At 69.2% G+C, this 21,838-nt stretch carries 14 protein-coding genes and 1 pseudogene; 8 read left to right on the forward strand and 7 right to left on the reverse strand.

Annotated elements, in window-relative coordinates; translation table 11 throughout:
* Positions 1–10 precede the first annotated feature (10 nt).
* On the reverse strand, positions 11–613 hold the full coding sequence (locus tag ACFYU9_RS20615) for a hypothetical protein (protein ID WP_389345642.1): 603 nt from the start codon (positions 611–613) through the stop codon (positions 11–13).
* Between the two features lie 107 nt (positions 614–720).
* On the opposite strand from ACFYU9_RS20615, the gene ACFYU9_RS20620 reads away from it, so the two are divergent.
* Positions 721–1,113 carry a hypothetical protein gene (locus tag ACFYU9_RS20620; RefSeq protein ID WP_389345643.1) on the forward strand — a complete coding sequence of 131 codons (393 nt, stop codon included), beginning with the start codon at positions 721–723 and terminating at the stop codon, positions 1,111–1,113.
* Positions 1,114–1,169: 56 nt separating this feature from the next.
* The gene (locus ACFYU9_RS20625) at positions 1,170–1,679 is read left to right on the forward strand and encodes a hypothetical protein (RefSeq protein WP_389345644.1); all 510 of its coding nucleotides are present in this window, start codon (positions 1,170–1,172) and stop codon (positions 1,677–1,679) included.
* Positions 1,680–1,685: 6 nt separating this feature from the next.
* Here ACFYU9_RS20625 and ACFYU9_RS20630 read toward each other — a convergent pair whose 3' ends face one another.
* Genes ACFYU9_RS20630 through ACFYU9_RS20640 form a run of 3 tightly spaced genes read right to left on the reverse strand, consistent with a single transcriptional unit; the run spans position 1,686 to position 7,739 of the window.
* Complete coding sequence (locus tag ACFYU9_RS20630) at positions 1,686–2,780, reverse strand: AAA family ATPase (protein ID WP_389345645.1); 1,095 nt, start codon at positions 2,778–2,780, stop codon at positions 1,686–1,688.
* Positions 2,781–2,784: 4 nt separating this feature from the next.
* Entirely contained in the window at positions 2,785–4,623 is a 1,839-nt protein-coding gene (drmB, locus tag ACFYU9_RS20635) for a DrmB family protein (RefSeq protein ID WP_389345646.1), read from the reverse strand.
* Positions 4,620–7,739, reverse strand: a complete 3,120-nt coding sequence (locus ACFYU9_RS20640; RefSeq protein ID WP_389345647.1) for a helicase-related protein — start codon at positions 7,737–7,739, stop codon at positions 4,620–4,622. The genes drmB and ACFYU9_RS20640 overlap by 4 nt, the downstream gene beginning before the upstream one ends.
* 127 nt (positions 7,740–7,866) lie before the next feature.
* Here ACFYU9_RS20640 and ACFYU9_RS20645 point away from each other — a divergent pair, with 127 nt between their 5' ends.
* Together ACFYU9_RS20645 and ACFYU9_RS20650 are read left to right on the forward strand one after the other, a co-directional pair.
* Positions 7,867–9,684, forward strand: coding sequence for an RNA polymerase sigma factor RpoD/SigA (locus ACFYU9_RS20645; RefSeq protein WP_389345648.1), 1,818 nt, complete (start codon positions 7,867–7,869; stop codon positions 9,682–9,684).
* 38 nt (positions 9,685–9,722) lie between these two features.
* Positions 9,723–11,891 carry a UvrD-helicase domain-containing protein gene (locus tag ACFYU9_RS20650; protein ID WP_389345649.1) on the forward strand — a complete coding sequence of 723 codons (2,169 nt, stop codon included), beginning with the start codon at positions 9,723–9,725 and terminating at the stop codon, positions 11,889–11,891.
* 51 nt (positions 11,892–11,942) lie between these two features.
* On the opposite strand, the pseudogene ACFYU9_RS20655 reads toward ACFYU9_RS20650, so the two are convergent.
* Positions 11,943–13,609: pseudogene (locus tag ACFYU9_RS20655) on the reverse strand (SWIM zinc finger domain-containing protein).
* A gap of 180 nt (positions 13,610–13,789) precedes the next feature.
* Between ACFYU9_RS20655 and ACFYU9_RS20660 the strand changes: the two are divergent.
* Both ACFYU9_RS20660 and ACFYU9_RS20665 read left to right on the forward strand, forming a co-directional pair.
* Complete coding sequence (locus tag ACFYU9_RS20660; RefSeq protein ID WP_389345650.1) at positions 13,790–14,461, forward strand: hypothetical protein; 672 nt, start codon at positions 13,790–13,792, stop codon at positions 14,459–14,461.
* A gap of 802 nt (positions 14,462–15,263) precedes the next feature.
* On the forward strand, positions 15,264–16,277 hold the full coding sequence (locus tag ACFYU9_RS20665) for a hypothetical protein (protein ID WP_389345651.1): 1,014 nt from the start codon (positions 15,264–15,266) through the stop codon (positions 16,275–16,277).
* Positions 16,278–16,547: 270 nt separating this feature from the next.
* Here ACFYU9_RS20665 and ACFYU9_RS20670 read toward each other — a convergent pair whose 3' ends face one another.
* Both ACFYU9_RS20670 and ACFYU9_RS20675 read right to left on the reverse strand, forming a co-directional pair.
* Positions 16,548–17,876, reverse strand: coding sequence for a class I SAM-dependent RNA methyltransferase (locus ACFYU9_RS20670; protein ID WP_389345652.1), 1,329 nt, complete (start codon positions 17,874–17,876; stop codon positions 16,548–16,550).
* Positions 17,877–18,010: 134 nt separating this feature from the next.
* A complete protein-coding gene (locus tag ACFYU9_RS20675; protein ID WP_389207788.1) occupies positions 18,011–20,062 on the reverse strand; it encodes an APC family permease in 2,052 nt (683 codons plus the stop codon).
* Positions 20,063–20,295: 233 nt separating this feature from the next.
* On the opposite strand from ACFYU9_RS20675, the gene ACFYU9_RS20680 reads away from it, so the two are divergent.
* A complete protein-coding gene (locus ACFYU9_RS20680; RefSeq protein WP_389207789.1) occupies positions 20,296–20,964 on the forward strand; it encodes a potassium channel family protein in 669 nt (222 codons plus the stop codon).
* Positions 20,964–21,647 carry a potassium channel family protein gene (locus tag ACFYU9_RS20685; protein WP_389207791.1) on the forward strand — a complete coding sequence of 228 codons (684 nt, stop codon included), beginning with the start codon at positions 20,964–20,966 and terminating at the stop codon, positions 21,645–21,647. Before ACFYU9_RS20680 ends, ACFYU9_RS20685 begins: the two co-directional genes overlap by 1 nt.
* Positions 21,648–21,838 lie beyond the last annotated feature (191 nt).

Genomic DNA, 21,838 nt, shown 5'->3' on the forward strand with positions numbered 1-21,838 from the left:
TTTCCGGCGCTCACCGCACGCAGGAGGCCCACAAGATGTAGGCGCGCCGTGCCTCCGAGAGCAGCTCGGCGGTGGCGTCCGGCGTCCCGAAGGACTCCACCGCCCGGCCCACCACCGTGCGCAGGTGCTCCGAGGTGATCCGGATCCGCTCCTGTCCGACGTGCTGCCGTTCGGCGGTGAGCGCGCGGTCCCGCTCCCACATGTCCTCCAGTGTCACGTCCCGGGGGCTTTCCGCGTCGTGGACCGTAGGAACACGCGGCAGGTCATGTTCGGCCAGGGTCGGAACGGACCAGTCGTCGAGGTCGTCGCCGATACCGTCGTCCTCACCGTCGAGGATGCGGGTCACCACGGCCCGATCGGCTTCCGAGCGAGCCACTTCGGCGGCGAGTACGCCAAGTCGGTCGAGCACAGCGAGAACGGCGCCTCGGTCACGCTGCCGTAGCAGGGCTTCGAGTTCGCGAGCAACTTCCCCACCGGTCTCCTGCGCCCGGTCGAGCAGGTCGTTGCAGCGCCCGATCTCGCCGAACGCCCGCTGCACAGCTCGTACGGCCAGCTCGACGTTGCGCAGCCCCCGGTCCAGGTCGTCCTCGTACGTCTCGACCGTCTCCGTCACATCCCCACCCCCGCGATCCGCATGCTTCTGACGGAATCCTAGGGATCTTCCGCACGACACGCTTCCAAAGGTTGACAACGAAGACGCCTTCAGCGCTAAATAGCACTATGCCGACTATTGAGCTGGATGAACTCACACATAGCAAGGTCATCTTCGCGGCCCGCGTCATGGGATGCAGCCCCTCGGAGGTGGTCAGCCGGCTGGTGGAGTCGTGGAGCTCGGCGGAGGAGGCCGGCACCGAGCCGGAGGAGGTCCGTGTGCACGCCGTATACCGCGGGGAGCGCGTCTCCGGTCTCTTCGATCCGGCCACCCGAGCGCTGACGGTCACCGCCGGACCCGGTGCCGGAAAGACCCACTCCTCCCCCAGTGCGGCGGCCATGGCCGTGATCCACGCCATCAACCCCGACCGCAACCCGAGCGTGAACGGCTGGTCCTTCTGGCGCGTCACGCGCACCGGCGAGGAGCTGAAGTCCCTGCGCAGGCCGCCGCGGAGCGTGTGAACCGCCACGTTCCCGCACCTCGCGCCCGTCGATCCACCGAAAGGATGCGCACACCCATGACCCCACAGGACGCCCCCGCCACCCACCTGCTGATCATCAGCGACCACGAGCCCCTCGCCTGGGTCCTGGAGAGCCAGCGCATGGCCTTCCCCGCAGGCCGGACCCGCGAGTCGCTCGCCGTGAGCAAGGGTGATGAGGTGTTGCTCTACACAACCCGCGGCTGTTTCGGTAACCCGACCCGGGACCTCGGCCGGGTCGCCGGCCTGGCCACGCTCACCAGCGAAGTGAGCACACTGGACCGGCCGGTGACGTTCCACGAGCGCCGGTTCACGGAAGGCTGCCGTCTCCGCGTTCACGGCCTGACACCCTTCAGGGAGGGCGTGGTGCTGAGGGACCTGGTCGACCACCTCCAGGTGTTTCCAGAGCCCCGCAACTGGAGCATCCGGATGCGCAGGGCCTCCCTGAAGCTGCCCGAGGCCGACGCGGCGCTCGTCAAGCGTGAACTGCAGCCGCTGCTCAAGCCGTACAAGGACGTCGTCGGGGACTACGCCCTCCCGCGTCGGTGAGGCGAGCTACGAGCGGACCAGCTCGGCACGCGGGACCGTCGCGAGAATCGGAGGCTCCGCCTCTCCCGCGTACCCCAGGAACAGGTGGGTGGCGGCGCGAGTGATCAGGACGTAATACCGCATCCGCAGGTCGGCCGCGGTGGGGTCCTCGCCGGCGTCCAGGTGGGTGTCGGGCACGAAGACCGCGTCGAATCCGAGACCCTTGGCGCTCGCCCGGTTCAGGACCGTCACCCCCGGACGATCGAGGTCGAGGGTGCGGTAGCGGCCGGTCGCCTCGCCCACGTATGCCTGGAGGCGCGCGGGCGGGAGAAGGCGTTCCAGACGGCCGACCAGATCCATCTGGTGGCGGGTGTGGCGCAGGACCACACCGACGCGGTGTGCTGGGTGGGTGCCGGCGTACTCGGCGATGTGCGCGGCCACCTGCTGGGCGCTGTCATAGCGGTGCAGCGAGGGCATCGGGCCCTGCCTGTCCGGTCGCGCAGGCGGGGAGCCGCCCACGTGGAAGCGGGCGGCCAGCCCGGCGACCTGGTGGGTGGTGCGGTGCGTGACCGTCAGGTCGTGACGGTTCGGGCCGCTGAGGATGGTGCCGATCTCGGCCAGTGTGGACTGCGTGTCCGTGATGCGCTGACACTCGTCGGCGAAGACGGTCGTCCGTGCACCGATCAGACGGCACAGCCGGTAGAAGTCCACCGGCATGTCCTGCCCCTCGTCGATCACGAGGAACGGCTGCGTCGTCGTGGGCGTCAACGCGGCCTGCTGGATGACTGCCGCCCAGTCGAACCAACCGTCGTCGGCCTGAGGAGCGGCGCTGCCCGTACTAGCACGGTGCCAGGCGTGCAGCCAGCGGTGGACCGTCGACACCTGAAGGCCTTCGCCCGGGCCCAGGGCCGCCGCCAGCGGTTCGAGCGACTGGCGCAGGAGATTGGAGCGGGTCAGCATGGCGACCGGCTCACCGGTCAGCGCGAGCATGACCGCGCGCTGCACCGCGAGGACGCTCTTGCCGGACCCCGGCGGGCCGGTGACCAGGTGACACCCCTCGAACGGGAGTCCGGACAGCAGGTCCCGCTGGTCCGGTGCGAGGGACAGGAAGTCCAGCGTCACCCGTTCAATCCCCCATCCCCGCGGCGGTCGCCCGGGCCGCACTGATCACGTCCTCGAAGTAGCCTGGTACGCCCCCTCCGCCGACGACGAGCACGCGGTCCAGGAGAGTGTTGCCTGTTTCGCAGCTGGTCTCGGGCAACAGGGCGCAGGCGTGGCACGCGCCCCGGTTGAGGTTCCCGAAGCCCTGACCGGAATGCTCGGCGCACAACGGGTCGGCCGAGCACCAGGCCGCCGTCTCGATCATGTGCAGCAGCGTCTCGGCGAGGTGCGGAGCTTCACCCTGCTGGACCAGGCCGCCGAGAGTGCCGGCGGCATCGCCCGCCGCCGTGTAGACGAGCAGACCGGCCTGGTCTCTGTCGGCGCGGGCGTAGACCCGCTCGCGCAGGCTGGCCGTCGTATAGCCGGACTCGAAGGACATCTGGCGGATGAGGAGGTGGGCGAGAGTGTGGAGCAGGACGAAGCGGGGGGCCATGACCGTTCCGGTGTGCGCTTCAAGACGGTCCCTCTGGAAGCTGCGCTCCAGGTCGCCCCGCATGTCACGGACCCGCTTCACAACAGCCTCTTCACGCTCCCAGGCCGCGAGGCGCCGCGCGTCGAGCGTGAGGAAGACCCCCTCGCCGTACACCTCCACCGCCGGCAGCCACCGCAGGCGGCGCGAGGTGTCGGCCGGGACGAAGGTCGCGTCGGGGGCGACCCGGGTGAAGCCCTGGAGGGCTCGGACCTCCCGCAGTCGGTCGACGAGGACCACCTCGCCGACCCGATCGCGCAGCGTGGACCAGGGGGCTTCGGTCTCCCCTGCCAACCCGAGGTCGGTGCGTCGGACCACGAAGTCGCGGGTGGCCTCCGGAGTGGGCGCGGTGAGCGCGGCCCACTCCTCACTGGAGAGATCGGGGTACACCGGGCGGTCGAGTGCGGCCCCGGGGGCGACGGCGGCGCCGGTCTCCTCGCCCAGGAGGGTGTCGATCAGGGCGTCCTCGGCCTGGGTCTCCTGCTTGATCATGTCGCGCAGGGCCGGCGCGTTGGGACCGTCCGGGGCGGTGCACAGGGCGAGCCAGAGAGCACTGGCGCGTACCTTTTCCGCTGCCTCGCTCTCCACAGCCGCCGTTCCGTCTGCTTCAGGGATGTCGAGGGCGGAGTGCACCACCGGGTAGTAGAGGTTGCCCGCAGTGCGCTGGACGACCTGCACGGCTTCGCGGCAGTCCGCGCTCTCCGACGCTCGTTGCCAGGGATTGCGGCCTGAGCAGCGCAGGCCATGCGTGCCGAGGACGGAGAGAAGGTCCCTGGAGGCACCAGGGCACTTCGGCGCCGTGCACACGATCGAGAGGGCTTCGAGGCCTGCGGCTCGCCCGGAGACGCGGAAGCTCAGGTGTTCCCTGGACGAGCAGGCCTGACGTTCTTCGGGAGCCAGCGGAGAGTGCGCCCAGAACCACCAGTCGACGTCGGAGAGATGTCCCGCTTTGCAGATCTGCACGAACCGCATGGGGACGAGCGGCCGCCTGGGCGCACACTGAGGGCACCGCGGCGGCGTACCCGGGGTCTCGTCCGCGATACGCCAGCGTCGCATCCGACGGCATGTGCCGCAGAACAGCCAGGTGGGGAAGCGGATGTAGGGGGCTCCGGGCGCGTCGGGGTTGTCATAGCGGTCGTTGAGTGTCGCCGGAGCCGCGAAGAAGCCGCTCACCCGCAGCCGTGCGGCCAGCCGGGGCGAGTCGACGGGCTGACGCTTGTGCGGCCAGTCCCCGATGCCTGTGGCGACGAACGACTCTCCCTGAATGTCGAGAACGGCGCCGACCCCGAAGGGCAGAACCGTCTGGGCCTGGCGGACGCGCAGTTTGCGGGTCACCGGTCGGCTCCCTTCACCGTGATCTGGCACTCGCGGTCCACCGTGCGCAGCGAATGCGGGGTCTCCCAGAGCCCGCCGTACTGCTCGAAGTTCTTCAGCAGGTTCAGGTGGCCCTTCCCCTGGCTGCGGTAGTAGAGCGGAGCACCGGCGTCACGGGCCTGCTGGGCGTGCTCCTGCCATGCGGCGAGCAGCTCGTCCAGGTCGTCCCGTACAGCGTCCTCGGCACGCGGGTCGCTCTCCTTCACCCACGCGACGAGTTCCTCCGCCAGCGCGACGGCGCGGGGCAGGTGATCGAGGAGTTCGCCCGCCTGGTTCTCGGCGGCCAGACCGAGACGGTGCCGGATGAGCACGACCAGGGCGGCATGCAGCGCCCGGCGCCGGGCCGGAACGGACCACGGAGTGACACTGGTCGGCTCGACATGCCGGTACAGCGAACGGTGATAAACGCCGAAGGTCTCATAGTGAGAGCGGTCCCGTGGACGGGTGGCGTTGAAGAACGTGACGACGAGACCGGGTACCTTGTCACGGCCTACGCGGCTGCTGGCCTGGATGTACTCCGCGGTCGTCTTGGGCTGGCCGAGCATGAGCATGAGCGCCAGCCGCTTCACGTCGACTCCGACCGACAGCATGTTGGTGCAGGCCAGGAACGAGATGGCGTCGGACTGGTCCCACGTCTTCTCCAACCGGTCCAGCAGGACCGGCTGTTCGGCGCGCGGCAGGTTGCTGGTCAGCTCCTGCACCTGTCGGTCGGTGAGCTCTCGGGCACCCTTCCCCGCCGCAAGTCCCGTGAGCTGCGCGGGGATGTCATCACCTGCCGCGGTGACGGTGCGGCCCAGTTCCCGCAGACTGTGGTGGTACGCGACCAGGGTCCAGTACGCGTCGCGGTGCTCCTCCGGGAGTTCGTACGCCCCCTGCAGCATGGCCGCCCCGGTGGCGACTGCGGCACGGCCCGCCGTGTGTCCCTGAGCCATGACACCCAGGTAGCGGCGGCCCGGCCGGCTCGTGTCCGGTTCGGCGAAGTAGGAATGGCGTGCGTCGAGCCCGGCAGAGGGAAAGAGCTGGACGTCCCTGCCGTACAGGCGGCGCACCTGTTCTCCCGAGCGGCGGATCGTCGCCGTGGACGCCACCACCTTGGGCCCTCGTCCTCCGGACGAGCACAAAGAGAGGACGGCCGACTCGTACAGTCCGGTCAACGAGCCCAGCGGGCCGGTGAGCAGGTGCAGTTCGTCCTGGATGACCAGGCTGGGCGGGCGGTTCTCCGTACCTGCACCGAACAGAGCGCCCGCCCGAGGCTCCCAGGCGAGACGGGCGAACTTGTCGACCGTGCCGAGGACGAACGTCGGCGGGCGCTCGTAGAGGTGGTCGTCGACGACGGCGACGGGAAGGACGTCGTGGAATTCGCACTCGTCGCGCGGGCAGTAGAACGCGAAGGAGGCTTCGGTGGCGCGGATGCCGTAGTCCCCGATGTCGGCGGACCTGGCCCGCGGCAGGATGCGCGTCCCGCACCAGGGGCAGCGATCGAGGATGAAGGCTTCCTCGGGATGGGCGGCGTCACGCAGGTCCTGGAACCGCTTGTGCGCATCGGCATAGCTGTTGGCGACTGTGGTGTCGCCGACCCACAGGCCGATGGAGAACGGTTCTCCGCCCAGTCGTTCCTGGTCCGGACGGCGAAGCCGTTCGAGGGCGCAGACCATCGTGGCGGCGCGCTGGAACTGCTGAGTCGTGAGCAGGCTCAGCGTGTACCGGCTGAGGACGGCCGTGCCGCCGCCGTCCCCTTCCGCCCGGAAGCGACGCAGCACCATGACGAAGGCGGCAAGCAACAGGTAGGCCTCTGTCTTGCCACCGCCGGTCGGGAACCAGATCAGGTCGACGGTGTCCCGGTCGGGATGGCGCTCGTCCACGGCGCCGTCCAGTGCCAGCAGGAAGAAGGCGAGCTGGAACGGGCGCCAGGAGTACGCGGGGTCCGGCTCCGGCTCGATGAACATCGGCGTCCGGCGTTCCCGGCGTTCGCCGGCCTGATCACGCTTGCCGTGCCGCATTTGAAGCGCCATCGCTCGGTTGGCCATGCGGAAGGCGGTGAGGATCTCGGGGCGGTCGGCGTCACAGAGCGTCTCGATCCCGGATTCGATACGAATCACGGCGGCGTGAATGCGTTTCAGGATCCGATCGGCTGCCTTCCGCCCCCACGGCGGGACATCGGCGGCCTGCTGCTGCTCGTACCAGGTGCGGTAGCCGGCAGCGAACTCCTTCAGGTCTTTTCGCAGTGCAGCGAGCGGAACCCGCTCGTCAGAGAGGTGCGCCAGAGTGAGGACGGGCAGGCCGGAGGGGCCGGCCGCCCGGACCGCCGGCACGTCGACTTCCGGCAGTACGTCAGCTTTCACCCCCACCACTTCGTCGCCGACGGTCAGCTCGCGGACCGCGCAACCATGACCGATGGCATGAGTGCGAACGTGGCGGTACTGCAGGCGCAGCTCCTGCTCCTCCTCGTCCCGGCTGGTCAGGGTGGAACTCGGATACTGGCGGATGTGCCCGCCCGGAACCGCGATGTGCAGGCCGACCTGGAACAGCATCCGGTCCCAGGCAGGGGTGTCGCGCCCCTCATCGGAGCGGGCCGCGTTGACGATACCGATCGTGACGAGGTGGCCTTCCTTGAACGGGCGCCAGACCGGCCGGATTTCCGCTCTTCCGCCAAAAATGGGGATCGGCCGCACATCGTTAGGCCGCACAATCCTCGTCTCTTCCGGCAGCGGATCTCGCCGCCATTGGCGGGTTCGCTCGCCCTGTTCGGTCACATAGCGGGCCGCTGAGCACACGATCCGCACTGCGCTCACGTCGGTGTAGAAACTGATGCCGAGCGAGGAGGGAAGCCAGGCGTTGGCGGCCGGCAGCGGATCGTCCGCCGGGCTGCTGTCCTCGCGGGCTCGGTCGGTATCGTGACTATCGTCCGCGATGTCGCCGGACTGATGAAGCTGACGGTGCAGGTCGGCGTCTTGGGGGTACAGAGTGCCGACCAGATACTGCCGGTCCGGAGGAAACAGCAGAACCTCGCGCTCCCCCTCCGCGGGCCCCATCAGCTGTCGGCTCAGGTAGGCGGTCAGCTCGTCACGCGGCTCCAACTCGTGCCCTCCCCATCGGCCCGTGTCTGTGCGAGGACACCGGACCCACACCCCAAGTCCCGTGATCGTAGCGCGCATTCGCAACCATCAGCCGACGATTGTCCGAGTCACGTGCCACAGTCGTCCCATGGCAGGCATCACACCAGGGTCCCGTGACGACAGGGAACAGGGACTGAGGGCAGCGCTGGGGACGCTCGTACGGCGGCTGCGCGAGTTGTCGACGGATGGGGTGGTGAAGCGCGATGACTTCCTTGCCGCGACGTCAAGACTTGGACTGCGCGACGAAGAGCTCGATCGCTTGGCACAGCAGTTGACGTCACTCGGCCTCAAGGTCGCCGGCAAAACAGCCGCCCCGTCCCGACGGGTCACCAGCACCACCCTGCACCCAACTCCCTCGCCTCCGACCACAACCCGACCACCGGGCACCTCCGAACAGCGTGCCGTTCGCCTCAGCCCGAGAGTGACGACCGCGCTTGAACTGGCCCGGCGATACATGGGCACGGGGCTTGCAGCAGACCGCTTGGCGCAGGGCGTGGGCTGTCTGTGCGGGCTCGACATCGGGGAGACGCAGCTCCTGGCGACGGCCATGACAGCCCAGCAGCCGGAACCTCCCACCGTTCGTACGCAGCCTGCGCAAGACCTGACGAATCCTCCCGAAGGGCGTCGGGCGGAACGTGCGCAGGAGGCACCCTCGCCCTTGCCCGCACCGGCCTCCCCAACCCTGAAGGGGAAGTACTCGGCGGAAATCGCCGCTGCAACTGCCCTGCTGGAGCAGCGTCGATTCCTCCGTCGCCCGGCCAAACGCCTCCTCAGTGCCCAAGAGGAGGTGGGCCTCGCCCTGCTGATGCGCGGGCAACGCGGTCACGCGGCGCGGACACCACTGACCGAACGGGATCTCGCCGTTCTTTCCTGGGAGGACGTCCGCAGGCGAGCGTACGACGCCATGGTGGAACACAACATGGGCCTCGTCCACGAGGTACGGAAGAAGTACACGGGCCAAGGTGTGGAGGACGAGGATCTGGTGCACTACGGCGTGCTGGGGCTGATGCACGCCGTTTGCAAATTCGATCTGAACCGGGGATTCAAGTTCTCCACCTACGCCTACCATTGGATCCGTCAGGCGATGAGCCGCGCCGTCGCCGATTACGGCAGTGCGATTCGCATCCCCGTACATCTCCATGAGGAGATGCACAAAGCAGCCGCCGCAGAAGCTCGGCTTCGCGCATGCGGACAGTCGGCGTCGCCGGCGGCTGTCGCCTTGGCCACAGGGCTCACGGTGACGCGAGTCGAGGAGATCCGACGCATCAGCAGGGTGACCGACTCGCTCGACCGTGAACTGTTCGAGGGCGCGAATCTGGCGGATGTCCTCTCCCTTGAACTGCCCTCAGAAGGTCCCGAGGAGCAGCTGCGCTTCCAGTGGTCGCGCGACGATGTCGAGCAGCGTCTCCTGGCAAGGCTCGACGCCAAGTCGGCGGACATCCTGCGGCGGCGTTCCGGCCTGATCGATCAGCAAGTCCAGACCCTCGAAGCCATTGGATCGGACTATGGAGTCACAAGAGAACGCATCCGGCAGATCGAGACCAAGGCCCGCAACCGGGTGAAGGAGCTGCTCGTCGAGGAACGGCAGGCACACTCAGCTGCGGCGACCGCACCTCGCCCCACCCGCCCACACCACGTCCTCCGGCCGACCGCCCAACAGTCCGCCACCGAGAACGAAGACGAGCATTCCGCGTGGGGACTGGCCTTGGCCGCCCAGCGGATGGTTGCCGGCCTCGGGCGTGCAGCGCTCGACCACCGTGCAGGACCGCAGGGCGCCCGGATCATTCGCGCGATCGCGGACGGAAGGCTGCCCGGATCGGCGGCGTCCACGCGACTGCGCCAGATCCTCATGGGCCACGGCCTCACCGAGCAGAGCGAGCCGCACGATCCCGCGCCTCACGAGTAGGGTGGGCCGCGTCGTACCGCACGGGGAGGGACGGTCCGTTGCCGCAGCTGGCGTTCGCCAATACCTTCTGGGACAAGTTCGAGCAGTTGGAGAAACCCGTCCGCGCAGGCGTACGGAAGGCGATGAAGAAGTTCCAGCAGCTGACGGTCGCGGAACTCCACGCCGACAAGGGCCTCCACCTCGAGTCCGTGGAGAACGCGGCCGACCGCCGGATGCGGACGATCAGGATCACGGACTTCTGGCGAGGCGTGGTTCTCGCTCCGGATGACGGCGGCGACACCTTCCTCCTGGTCAATGTGGTCCCGCACGACAAGGCCTACGACTGGGCGGCCAAGCGCCTCTACACCGTCAACACCGCCACGCGCGGTCTCGAAGTCCGCAATGTCGTCGTGATCGATCAGCTCACACCCGTGCTGGAGGAGACGGCGGCGCAGGCATCCGCACGGCTCTTCGACGCCTTCTCCGACTCGTCGCTGACCCGACTCGGGATTGACGAGCGCACCCTGCGTGCGGCACGGACGATCCTCGACAAACCGCAGCTGGAAGCGTTCGCCTCGCTCTTCCCCGAGGACCAGTTCGAGGTCCTGCAATACCTTGCGGAAGGATTTGACGAGGACACCGTCTGGCGCGAGGTCGTCGTCCTGAGGCGCCCCACGGACCCTGGCCCCTACGACCCCGACGACCTGTCCACGGCCATCGCCAACACCCACAGCCGCATTACCGTCGTCACCGGGGCAGAGGAGCTGGAGGACATCCTCACCAAGCCCTTCGCCGCGTGGCGCGTCTTCCTCCACCCCGCCCAACGACGCGTCGCCTATAGGGCGACCTTCGGCGGCTCCGCCCAGGTCAGCGGCGGTCCCGGCACGGGAAAGACCGTGGTCGCCCTGCATCGCGTCAAGCACCTGCTCCAGAGGCCGCCCGAGAACCGGAGAATCCTGCTCACGACCTACACCACGGCGTTGGCCAGGACTCTCCGGGAGAGCCTGACGCTCCTGGTGGAGGACAAGGAACTGCTGCGACGCGTCGACGTGACCACGGTCGACGCTCTGGCCCGGGACATCTTCCGCCGCCGGCGCGGGTTCGTGCCCAGACTGTGTGACGACGCGGACGAACGGTTTCGCTGGCGCAAGATCCGGGAGCAGCTCCGTCTCCCCTGGAGCGAGCAGTTCCTCTCCCAGGAATACCGGCACGTCGTCCTGGCCCAGTCCCTCACCTCGGAGGACGAGTACCTGCGTGCCGTGCGGCGTGGCAGGGGGTCGGCGCTCGGGCCGGTCAAGCGCGTCCAGCTGTGGCGGGCGATGCAGATGTTCGAGCAGGGGCTGCGCAAGGACGGAAAGCGTACGTATCTGCAGCTGTGCGCGGATGCGGCCCGACTTCTGAGTGGCCCTGATGCGGGAGACGCCCCGTACGCACACGTCGTGGTCGACGAGGCCCAGGACCTGCACCCGGCCCAGTGGCGCGTTCTGCGGGGTGCCGTCGCTCCGGGCCCAGACGACCTGTTCATCACCGGCGATCCACATCAGCGGATCTACGACTCCCGCGTCTCGCTCGCTGCACTCGGCATCTCGGTGACGGGACGGTCGAGCCGCTTGCGTATCAACTACCGCAGCACGGAGGAGATCCTCCGCTGGGCCGCCCATCTGATGGAGAATGAGCCCGTCGAGTCACTGTCGGGCGAAGGCACTGACTCCCTTGCCGGCTACCACTCCCTCCTGCACGGCCGCAGGCCGACCCTCGAGGATTTCGGCAGTGAAAACGCCGAATTGACTGCCCTCGTGGAGAAGATCGGCGGTTGGGTGAAGAGCGGGGTGCCATCAGCGGAGATGGCTGTGGCGGCCCGGTTTCACCAGACGCTCGACAAGGTCAGGAATCGGCTGGAGAGTGCCGGCGTACCAACGGTGTTCGTCAAGGACGGCCCCGATGCGAAGGACGCTGGAGTACGTCTCGCGACGCTGCACGCGATGAAGGGACTGGAGTTCCGGAACGTGGCAGTTCTCGGCGTGTCAGCGGGCGCCTTTCCCTTTCCGCCGGCGGTCACACCGGCCGAGGTGGACCAGCTGCAACACGAGACGGACATGTTGACTGAGCGGTGTCTGGTGTTCGTCGCTTGTACACGCGCCCGGGAGGAGCTGTACGTCTCCTTCAGCGGCAAGGGCAGCAGCTTCCTTCCCCCTCGTCCTGAGCGGCAAGGATCCTCCTTGAAGTAGCCGGCGTTGGCGTAGATCCGGCATCTGAGCTGGTCCTGTGGACGCGGCAACTCACAGCCCGTGGTCGTTCATCAATCGCATCAGGTTCCGCTTCTGCTTTTGGGCGGCGCGCAGGTCGGTGATGTACGCGGTGAAATCGTCCGGTGTGCCGAGGCGGCGGTGACAGTCGCGGATGCCCAGGAGCAGGCTGACGAGCTGTTCGTAGGCGCGGTTGCCGGTCTCGGGGGTGAGGCGGGCGGCCAGGCGGAGGTAGACGGCGAGGGCATCCGCGGGGCGGGTGGAGCGGGACTGGTCGGCGAGGGTGAGCCACTGGCCGTCGTGAGCGCCGTGCTCGCCGGCTGTCCGCCAGGCGGCGTCGACGTCCTTGTCGTCCAGCAGGATGTCGACGAGGACCCGGCCACCGTGCGTATCCGCCCGTTCGGCATCGGCGCGGAGAGGCGCCAGTGCCTTCTCGCGCTCGGTCGGCCAGCACGCGGCGGCAATGGCCGCGGCACGCAGCTGCTGGTAGGCGAGCAGGGTGCGGCGGGCTGCGAAGTGGTCCCGGCGCAGGGTGACGGCGTCGGCGGGCCGGCCGGTCCGGGTGTAGCGGTCGGCGAGGTGGTCGATCAGGGCGATGTCGACGGTGGCGAGGTCCCCGGTCTCTTGGATGCCGCGCTCGGCCCATTCCAGGGCTTCGGCGGTACGGCCGACGGTGTCGAGTTCGCGGGCGATGAGCAGGTGGGTGTGACCGTTCGGCGCGAGGCCGGCGGCGTGCACGGCGATCACCGTGTCGATATCCCGCCCCGACTTCGCGAGGCGCTGCATCAGGTACTTCTCGGCCCAGCCGGTGCGGTTCGCCTGCCATGCCTCGACCGCGTACCGACGCAGGGCAGCCATCCCCCGCTCACCGAGCAGGTCCTCGTAGTCGAGCGGGTCGATGTCCGCCAGTTCGGCCGCGTCGTCGAGCGCGTGCGTCACGAGCCAGTGGGCGAGTTCCTCCGGGTCGGGGCGGGCCGCGCGGCAGGCGTCATGGTGGGCGTCGGCCAGGCCGGCGCCGATCTCCCCGAGTCGGCCGTCGGAGTCATCGACGCTTTCGACCACAGCGGCCAGCATCCCGATCGCCTCCCGGGACAAGGCCATCGAGTCGGCCGCCCGGCCGGAGGCCGTCAGTGACCGGATCGCGTTGACCGCCTGCGCAGCCTGGTCGGCGTAGGCGTGAACGTCGGCGTACTCGACGTAGCTGTACTGGGCAAAAGGGCCGCTGTCGAGCAACTCGCGGATACGAGAACGGATCCCGGCCACGTCGCCGAGGGCGCTCGCCGCCCGCAGTTCCAGACGCCTCCGCAGGTTCCGGTCCTCGGCCATCTCTTCCCGTACAAGAGCGAGCAGATCGTCCCGTGACATGCCGGTCAGCCAGGCGTCGAAGCCTCGGGTCCGGTCCCGGGCCTCCTTCCGCCGACGAGGCAGGTCGGCCTCCTGAGCATGGCCGTCAGACCGAGCGCGACCAGATGCTTGCAGAAGTTGCCCTCCTGGCCGTACGGGCAACCGCACGTGCCCGCCGGCTTCCCGCGCCCGCCCAGGAGCAGCTCCACCTGGTACCGCTCCGTGCCGCTTACCGATGCCCTGATCCAGCCGTCGCCGAACTCCACCCCGGACACCGCGTCGACGTAAGCGAGCCCGCGCTCGAACGAACGCTCCCCGGCCAGCGCCCTCAGCTTCGCTTCCGTAAGACCGCCCACGACTCTCCGCGCTCCGCTCCAGCTCGGACTCCCCCAACGGCCCTCACACTAACGGCTGCCCGGCTGACGGGCTCATCCTCGTGTCAGGCCGTCAACAACCGGTTCCCTGCGGTGCCTCACACCCCGCCTGTATGGTCGTCGACCACCCCGGCTCCCCGGGCCTTCCCCGAAAGGTGTCGCATGACCGAGCCCGCCACTGTGAACCTGACAAAGGCCTCGCCCTCGGTCTCCCTGGACAAGCACGGAGTGACCTCGGGACTGATCAAGGTCAACCTCAACTGGACCTCGCCGCAGGCCGTCGCCCAGCAGGCGACCGGCGAGGCTCGTGGCCTGTTCGGCCGGCTCCGTGCGTCACTGCGGTCGGCCGCGGCCAGGACGGTGGATCTCGACCTCGGCTGCAAGATCCGCTGTACCGACGGCTCCAAGGCCGTGGTGCAGGCCCTGGGCAACGCGTTCGGCGCGGTGGACCGCTTCCCGTATGTCGCCCTCGACTCGGACGACCGGACCGGGGCCCGGGAGACGGGAGAGAACCTCGTCATCAACCTGGACCACCAGGCCGAGTTCCAGAAGCTCCTGCTATTCGTCTACATCTACGAAGGGTCCGGAGACTTCCGCGGCCTCGACGCGGTGGTGACCCTGACCTCCGACCGCGGCGACCGCTTCCGGGTGGTTCTGGACGAATGCCCGCCGCAGGCGCACGCGTGCGCCATCGCCCTCATCAAGCGCCAGAAGGGCGAACTCGTCGTCGGGCGCGAGGTGCGGTGGTTCACCCCGGCGGACGGTCCCGGTGTCCAGGGCGTGATCTCCCGCGCGTACCGGCTCGGCATGAAATGGACCCCCGCTCGGAAATAGCGCCCGACGGTCACGCACACCCTCGGGCGCACTCGACACTCGACCGGCACACGACCCTACGGCTACCGAGGGCCGCTATGTTCCCGGAGGTCGGAGGCACTCAGCCGCACGCACCCCGACCGCCCACTCGTTCGGTTCGAAGCCCGATGCGCGCACCCCTGCACCCGCCGACGCCCCACAGCATCCGCCACGTCGCGCCAGGCTCTCAACACAAGGCGGGAAAGCGCGAAATGGTCGAATAGGGCATTCTCTTTTCACGGGACATGCGCGAGCCGGAGCCCCTAACATGACATCAGATATCCCGCCGACCTGGGAAACCATCGAATGCCACGACGGCCTCCGGAACTGTGTGCACAGGATCGAATTCTGCCGGGGCAAAGGCGACATCGGATACTGCTTCAGGTGAACCCTCCACGCAGCACCTGCCCTGCACCACGATCACTGACACCATCCACCCCGTCATGACAGCCATAAGTCGAGGGCAGACCATTGGAACGGGCCAGTCAATGAACGTCAACTTGCGGTACTTGAGTGGGTGGCAGCCCGGTGCCCTACTGACGTCTGGGAGACCAGCTCCTACAAGACCACGTGTCAGGCGCTGCAGAACCAGGGCCTGGTCACGGCCTCCCGGAAGGGTGGCCAGTGGAGCGCCGCCCTGACAGCTGCTGGCCAGCATTTACCTGGCGCACGGCACCTACCCGCCCACGGAAGACCCAGGTCGTCACTCCGCAACCGCCGCCCACCCGAGCCCTGGAGACTCCGACAGCCGAGCGAAAGACAAGCCCTCCCCCCACAGCCTCGCGTGACGTTCACGGAGCAGTTGCTGCAAGAGCTCGCGGAGGCCGGCGGCAGGATCGTCAAGAGCGGCAGCGGTCCGGGCTTGGAGAAGTGGCCGTCCCGCGTCGCCGCGGCACGCAGGTCCGGAAGGGTCCCTGAGACGAAGGAGCTGTACGGGGGCTGGCGCCGTGGCGGGTACGAGATCCAACTCGTCGACGTCCCCGCCTGGCGCCTCGTCGTCCTCGAACCCGTCCCCGTGCCCTCCCGGCTCGCGCGGCCGCACACCGTGGTCCGGGCCATGCAGAACGAACCCCAGCCGCTGAGCCTCACCAAGTCCGCCCAAGGACGCGCCCTCAGGCTTATCCAGGCGCTGATCATCACTGCCGCAGGGCAGATCCTCACTTCACCATCACGACACAGGGCCAGGCAGTGGGGTTCCCTGTCCTCCAGGAGCAGGACCGAGCACGTCGCTACCGAGAAGGAACTCGCCGAGGCCAAGAAGAACTCCTGGATCAGGATCCCCCGCTTCGACTACACCCCGTCCGAACGCCTCCGTTTCGTCCTCAGCGGCGGCCAGCCGCACCGGGCGAGCGAATGGGCCGACACCCCCGCACGCTCCCTCGAAGACCAGCTCGCCGAGGCCGCGCAAAAGGTCACGCTTCGCGGCGAAGCCGCCGAGCGCAGACGTCTCGACGAGATTGAAGCGGCGCGTCAGAAGCGCATCCGCTGGGAAGCCGCCATGGAAGAAGCGCGCGTCCAGTACGCCGAGGCGTATCGCGTCCGGCGCTTCGAGGCGCAGGAGGCGGCATGGCGCCACGCCACCCGACTCGCGGAGTACGTGAGCGCCGTACGCACCCGGGTCGAGGCCATGCCCCCAGGTCAGGCCGGGACCCAAGCCGAAGCGTGGATCGGCTGGGCGACAGCACGCGTGGAGCGCCTCGACCCGCTGAACACACCGCCGCGACTGCCCGACATCCCCGAACCACGAGCCGACGATCTCAGGCCCTTTCTCGGGCACTGGAGCCCGTACGGCCCGTGACACCACACGCCGGACACCCTAGCCTCACGGAACGTCACTACCGAGAAGCGGACGGGGCAGGGGCCGCCAACAGCTCGGCAGCCCGTGCCCCAGACGCCTTAAGGTGCCTACAACCACGCAGCTGGGGGGCTCCACTCGGCGGCCACCCATCGCGCATGACGACCAATCAGAAACCGCGCCGTGCGTGCGTCAAACGTGCGTCACGTGCGTCGAATATGCGTCAAGATTACGCACGTAACGCCCATAACGCACACTCGGAGAAACGCCAGGTCAGCGGCCCTTTTCGGCGGGCTCAAGGATCGCCACGCACTCCACGTGGTGCGTCATCGGGAACAGGTCGAACGCCCTCAGCGTCCGCACCCTGTAGCCGCCCTCCATGAAGTACCCGAGGTCCCGCGCCAGCGCCGCCGGGTCGCACGCCACGTAGGCGATGCGGCGGGCGCCGAGGGCGGCGAGGTGGTGGACGGTGTCCTTGCCGGCGCCGGCGCGGGGCGGGTCGAGGACGATGAGGTCGACGTCGGTGATGCCGGTGCGCGGGAGGACGGATTCGACCTTGCCCTGTTCGATGCGGACGCGCGGGAAGTCGGCGAGGTTGTGGCGGGCGTCCTCGACGGCGCGCTTGCCGGACTCGATGCCGAGGACGGCGCCGTTGTCGCCGAGGCGGTCGGCGAGGGCGCCGGCGAAGAGGCCGACGCCGCAGTAGAGGTCGAGGGCCATCTCGCCCTTGCGCGGGAGGAGGCCCTGCATGACGGCGCGGACGAGGGTGTCGGCGGCCTTCGGGTGGACCTGCCAGAAGCCGCCGTTGCCGACGCGGTGGGTGCGGTCGTCGGCGCGCTCGCGGACGAAGGGGCGGCCGTGGACGCGGTGGACGCCGCCGTCCTTCTCGCCGACGCGCATGACCGAGACCGGCTTGTCCAGCTCGACGATGGGCAGGCGGGCGCCGGGGCGCGGGGTCAGGATGACCTGGCGGTCCTGGGAGCCGGTGGCGGCGATGGCCTCGATCGAGGCCATGCCCTCCCACGTGCGCTTCTCGATGCCGAGCTCGGTGACGCCGGGGGCGGCGATCATGCAGTGGTCGACGACCTCGACCTCGTGCGAGCGGTGCTTGCGCAGGCCCGCGTGGCCCTCGGCGTCGACCGCGTACTGGACGCGGGTGCGCCACTGCGGCACCTCGCCGGCGGGCAGCTTGTCGCCCTCGGCGGGGACGACGGTGCCGTCCCAGCCGGCCTCCTCCGGGGTGAGGCCCGCGAGCCGCTTGAGCTGCTCGGCGATGACCTCGCCCTTGAGGCGGCGCTGGGCGCCGGGCTTGGCGTGCTGCCAGTCGCAGCCGCCGCACTTGCCGGGGCCGGAGAAGGGGCACGGGGCCTCGATCCGGTCCTTGGACGCCTGCAGGATCTCGACGGCGTCGGCGCGCAGGAAGCGGGAGGTCTCCTCGCCCTCGGTCACCCGGGCCCGGACCCGCTCGCCCGGCAGGGCGTGCCGGACGAAGAGGACGCGGCCCTCCTCGGTACGGGCGATGCAGTGGCCGCCGTGGGCCACCGGGCCGACCTCGACCTCGTACTCCTCCCCGACCAGCGAGGTGACAGGGGTGTTCTGCATGACCGGAAGCTCCAGGAAGGTACGGGCGAGACGGTGGGTGAGGACGTGGGGGAAAGAAAGATGTGAGGGAAAGAAAGACGTGGGGGAAAGAAAGGTGGGCTGCCGTCCAACAGCAGCCCACCAGTCTACTTGCTCTACTTGCTCTTGCCCGCCGGTTCCTTGTGCCCCTTCTCCACGGGGCCGCGGCGCACCGCGCCCGGCGCGCTCCACTCCTGGCGCCTGCGGGCCCGCTTCTTCGCGGCCTCGGAGGACCGGAGCTGGTAGGGCACGGAGGTGACCATCACGCCCGGCGTGAACAGCAGCCGGCCCTTGAGGCGCAGGGCGCTCTGGTTGTGCAGGATGTGCTCGTACCAGTGGCCGACGACGTACTCCGGGATGTAGATGGAGACGGCGTCGCGCGGGCTCTCCTGGCGCAGGTTCTTGACGTACTCGATGATCGGCCGGGTGATCTCGCGGTACGGCGAGTCGAGGATCTTCAGCGGTACGTTGATGCCGCGCCGCTCCCACTCCTCCTTGAGCGCCTTCGTCTCGGTCGGGTCGACGCTCACGGTGAGCGCCTCGAGGCCGCTCGGGTGCATCAGCTTGGCGTAGGCCAGGGCGCGCAGGGTGGGCTTGTGGAGCTTGGAGACCAGGACGACGGAGTGGACCTGGGAAGGCCGCACGTACTCGTCGGGGCGCTCCTCGGCGGCCGCGATCTCGGCCGCGACGGAGTCGTAGTGCCGGCGGATCGCGGTCATCGTCACGTAGAAGATCACCATGCCGAGCAGGGCGACCCAGGCGCCGTGGGTGAACTTGGTGGCGAGGACGACGACCAGGACGAGGCCGGTGAAGAAGGCGCCGAAGGCGTTGATCGCGCGGGAGCGGATCATGTGGCGGCGCTTGGCCGGGTCGGTCTCCGTCGCCAGGTGGCGGTTCCAGTGCCGGACCATGCCGGTCTGGCTGAGGGTGAAGGAGACGAAGACGCCGACGATGTAGAGCTGGATCAGCCGGGTCGAGTCGGCGCCGTAGATCCAGACGAGGAGGGCGGCGGCGCCGGCGAGCAGCACGATGCCGTTGGAGAAGGCGAGGCGGTCGCCGCGGGTGTGCAGCTGGCGCGGCAGGTAGCGGTCCTGGGCGAGGATCGAGCCGAGGAGCGGGAAGCCGTTGTACGCCGTGTTGGCGGCCAGGAAGAGGACGAGCGCGGTGGCCGCGGCGAGCAGGACGAAGAAGAACGTCCCGTCGCCGAAGACGGCGGCGGCGACCTGCGAGATGACCGGGTCCTGGACGTAGGACTCGCCGACCGGCTGACCGTTGTGCAGGAGGTCGGTGGCCGGGTTCTCGGCCATCCGCACGTTCGTCGCCATGGCCAGGAAGATGATGCCGCAGAACATGGTGACGGCCAGGCCGCCCATGAGCGCGAGCGTGGTGGCGGCGTTCTTCGACTTGGGCTTGCGGAAGGCGGGCACACCGTTGGAGATGGCCTCGACACCGGTGAGGGCCGCACAGCCGGAGGAGAAGGCCCGCAGCAGCAGGAAGATCAGCGCGAAGCCGGCGAGCCCGCCCTTCTCCGCCTTGATCTCGAAGTCCGCGGTCGGGGCGCTCATGGTGTCGCCGAGGACGAGGCCGCGCCAGGCGCCCCAGGCGATCATGACGAAGACGCCGAAGACGAAGATGTACGTCGGGATGGCGAAGAGGCCGCCGGACTCCTTGACGCCGCGCAGGTTCATCAGCGTCAGCAGCACGATGACCGCGACGGCGGAGGCCACCTTGTGCTCGACGACGAACGGGACGGCGGAGCCGAGGTTCTCGATGCCGGAGGCGATCGAGACGGCGACGGTCAGCACGTAGTCGACGAGCAGGGCGCTCGCGACGGTGAGTCCGGCCTTCGGCCCGAGGTTGACGGTCGCGACCTCGTAGTCGCCGCCGCCGCTGGGGTACGCGTGCACGTTCTGCCGGTACGAGGCGACGACCGTGAACATCAGCACCACGACCGCGAGCGCGATCCAGGGGCTGAAGTGGTAGGCCGACAGGCCCGCCACGGAGAGGACGAGGAGCACCTCACCGGGCGCGTACGCCACCGAGGACAGCGGGTCGGAGGCGAACACGGGAAGGGCGATCCGCTTGGGGAGCAGGGTCTCGCCCAGCTTGTCGCTGCGCAGGGCCCGCCCGATCAGGATCCGTTTGGGCACGTCGGTCAGTTTGGACACAACAGAGGATCGTAAGCGTTCGAAATGAGCCGCGTGACCCCCCACCCCGATCCGCACCGAATCTCCCTGGTTACCACCTCGGATGAGGTCCCGGCCAGCGTCGCCGCATAAGCTCGGACCGGACAGCACGCGTGTGCGTTGTCCGCCGCAGCCCGGGCAGTCGGGCGAGGAAAGTTGTGATCAGGGTGTTTTCGCAGGTCAGCAGGGCGATCAGGAGTGCGGGGTAAGGGGACGTGCACATCGTCATCATGGGCTGCGGGCGAGTGGGCGCCGCTCTCGCGCAGACCCTGGAGCAGCAGGGCCACACGGTCGCGGTCGTGGACCAGGACCCGACGGCTTTCCGCCGTCTGGGCTCGGGCTTCGGCGGGCGCCGGGTCACGGGCGTGGGCTTCGACCAGGACACGCTGCGTGAGGCCGGCATCGAGGAGGCCGGTGCCTTCGCCGCGGTGAGCAGCGGCGACAACTCGAACATCATCGCCGCGCGGGTCGCGCGCGAGATGTTCGGCATCGAGAACGTGGCCGCCCGGATCTACGACCCGCGGCGCGCCGAGGTCTACCAGCGCCTGGGCATTCCGACGGTCGCGACCGTCCGCTGGACCGCCGACCAGATGCTGCGGCGACTGCTGCCGTCGGGCGCGGAGCCGCTGTGGCGTGACCCGAGCGGCGGTGTGCAGCTCGCCGAGGTGCACACCTCCCCCGCCTGGATCGGCCACAAGATCAGCCGGCTCCAGGAGGAGACCGGAGTGCGGGTGGCGTTTCTCACCCGACTGGGCGAAGCGATTCTGCCGACGTCGCAGACGGTGCTGCAGGAGGGCGACCTCGTGCACGTGATGATGCGTACGGACGAGATCGGCAAGGTCGAGGCGGCGTTCGCCGAGGGTCCCGAGGAGGGCGGTCACTGATGCGTGTCGCTATTGCCGGCGCGGGCGCGGTGGGCCGTTCCATCGCGGGCGAGCTGCTGGAGAACGGGCACGAGGTCCTCCTCATCGACAAGGCGCCGACCGCCATCTCGGTGGAGCGGGTGCCGCAGGCGGAGTGGCTGCTCGCCGACGCCTGCGAGATCACCTCGCTCGACGAGGCCGCGCTGCAGCGCTGCAACGTCGTCATCGCGGCGACCGGCGACGACAAGGTGAACCTGGTCGTCTCGCTGCTCGCCAAGACCGAGTACGGCGTGCCGCGCGTGGTCGCCCGGGTCAACAACCCGAAGAACGAGTGGCTGTTCACCGAGGCGTGGGGCGTGGACGTCGCCGTCTCGACGCCGCGCCTGATGTCGGCCCTGGTCGAGGAGGCGGTGAGCGTCGGCGACCTGGTCCGGCTGCTGCGCTTCAGCCACGGCGACGCCAACCTGGTGGAGCTGACGCTCCCGCCGGAGTCCGCGATCGCGGGCACGCAGGTCGGCGACGTGGCCTGGCCGCAGGACACCTCCCTGGTCACGATCATCCGCGGCTCCCGGGTCCTCACGCCGAGCGCGGAGGAGACCCTGGAGGCCGGCGACGAGCTGCTGTTCGTGGCCACGCAGGCGCGCGAGGAGCAGCTGGAGGACCTGCTCTCGGTGCGCCGGGAGACCGGCGGCGCCGAGTCCTGACATCCCTTGGGGCGGGGGGGGGGGGGGGCGGGGCCGGGGGGGGGGCCGGGCCCCCCCCCCCGCCGGGGGGGGGGGGGGGGGGGGGGGGGGGGGGGGGGGGCCGCGGGGGGGGGGGGGGGGGGGGGGGGGGGGGGGGGGGGGGGCGGGGCCGCGCCGCCGCCGTCAGGGCGACGGCGGAGAGGCGTCCTCAG

The organism is Streptomyces sp. NPDC004327 (assembly GCF_042873935.1).
Taxonomy (GTDB): Bacteria; Actinomycetota; Actinomycetes; order Streptomycetales; family Streptomycetaceae; genus Streptomyces.

Bases quoted from the DNA above. Each gene is read 5' to 3' on its own strand.
- ACFYU9_RS20670 (WP_389345652.1), bottom strand. From the start codon at position 17,876: ATGCAGAACACCCCTGTCACCTCGCTGGTCGGGGAGGAGTACGAGGTC.
- ACFYU9_RS20660 (WP_389345650.1), top strand. From the start codon at position 13,790: ATGACCGAGCCCGCCACTGTGAACCTGACAAAGGCCTCGCCCTCGGTC.
- ACFYU9_RS20645 (WP_389345648.1), top strand. From the start codon at position 7,867: ATGGCAGGCATCACACCAGGGTCCCGTGACGACAGGGAACAGGGACTG.
- ACFYU9_RS20625 (WP_389345644.1), top strand. From the start codon at position 1,170: ATGACCCCACAGGACGCCCCCGCCACCCACCTGCTGATCATCAGCGAC.
- ACFYU9_RS20620 (WP_389345643.1), top strand. From the start codon at position 721: ATGCCGACTATTGAGCTGGATGAACTCACACATAGCAAGGTCATCTTC.
- ACFYU9_RS20685 (WP_389207791.1), top strand. From the start codon at position 20,964: ATGCGTGTCGCTATTGCCGGCGCGGGCGCGGTGGGCCGTTCCATCGCG.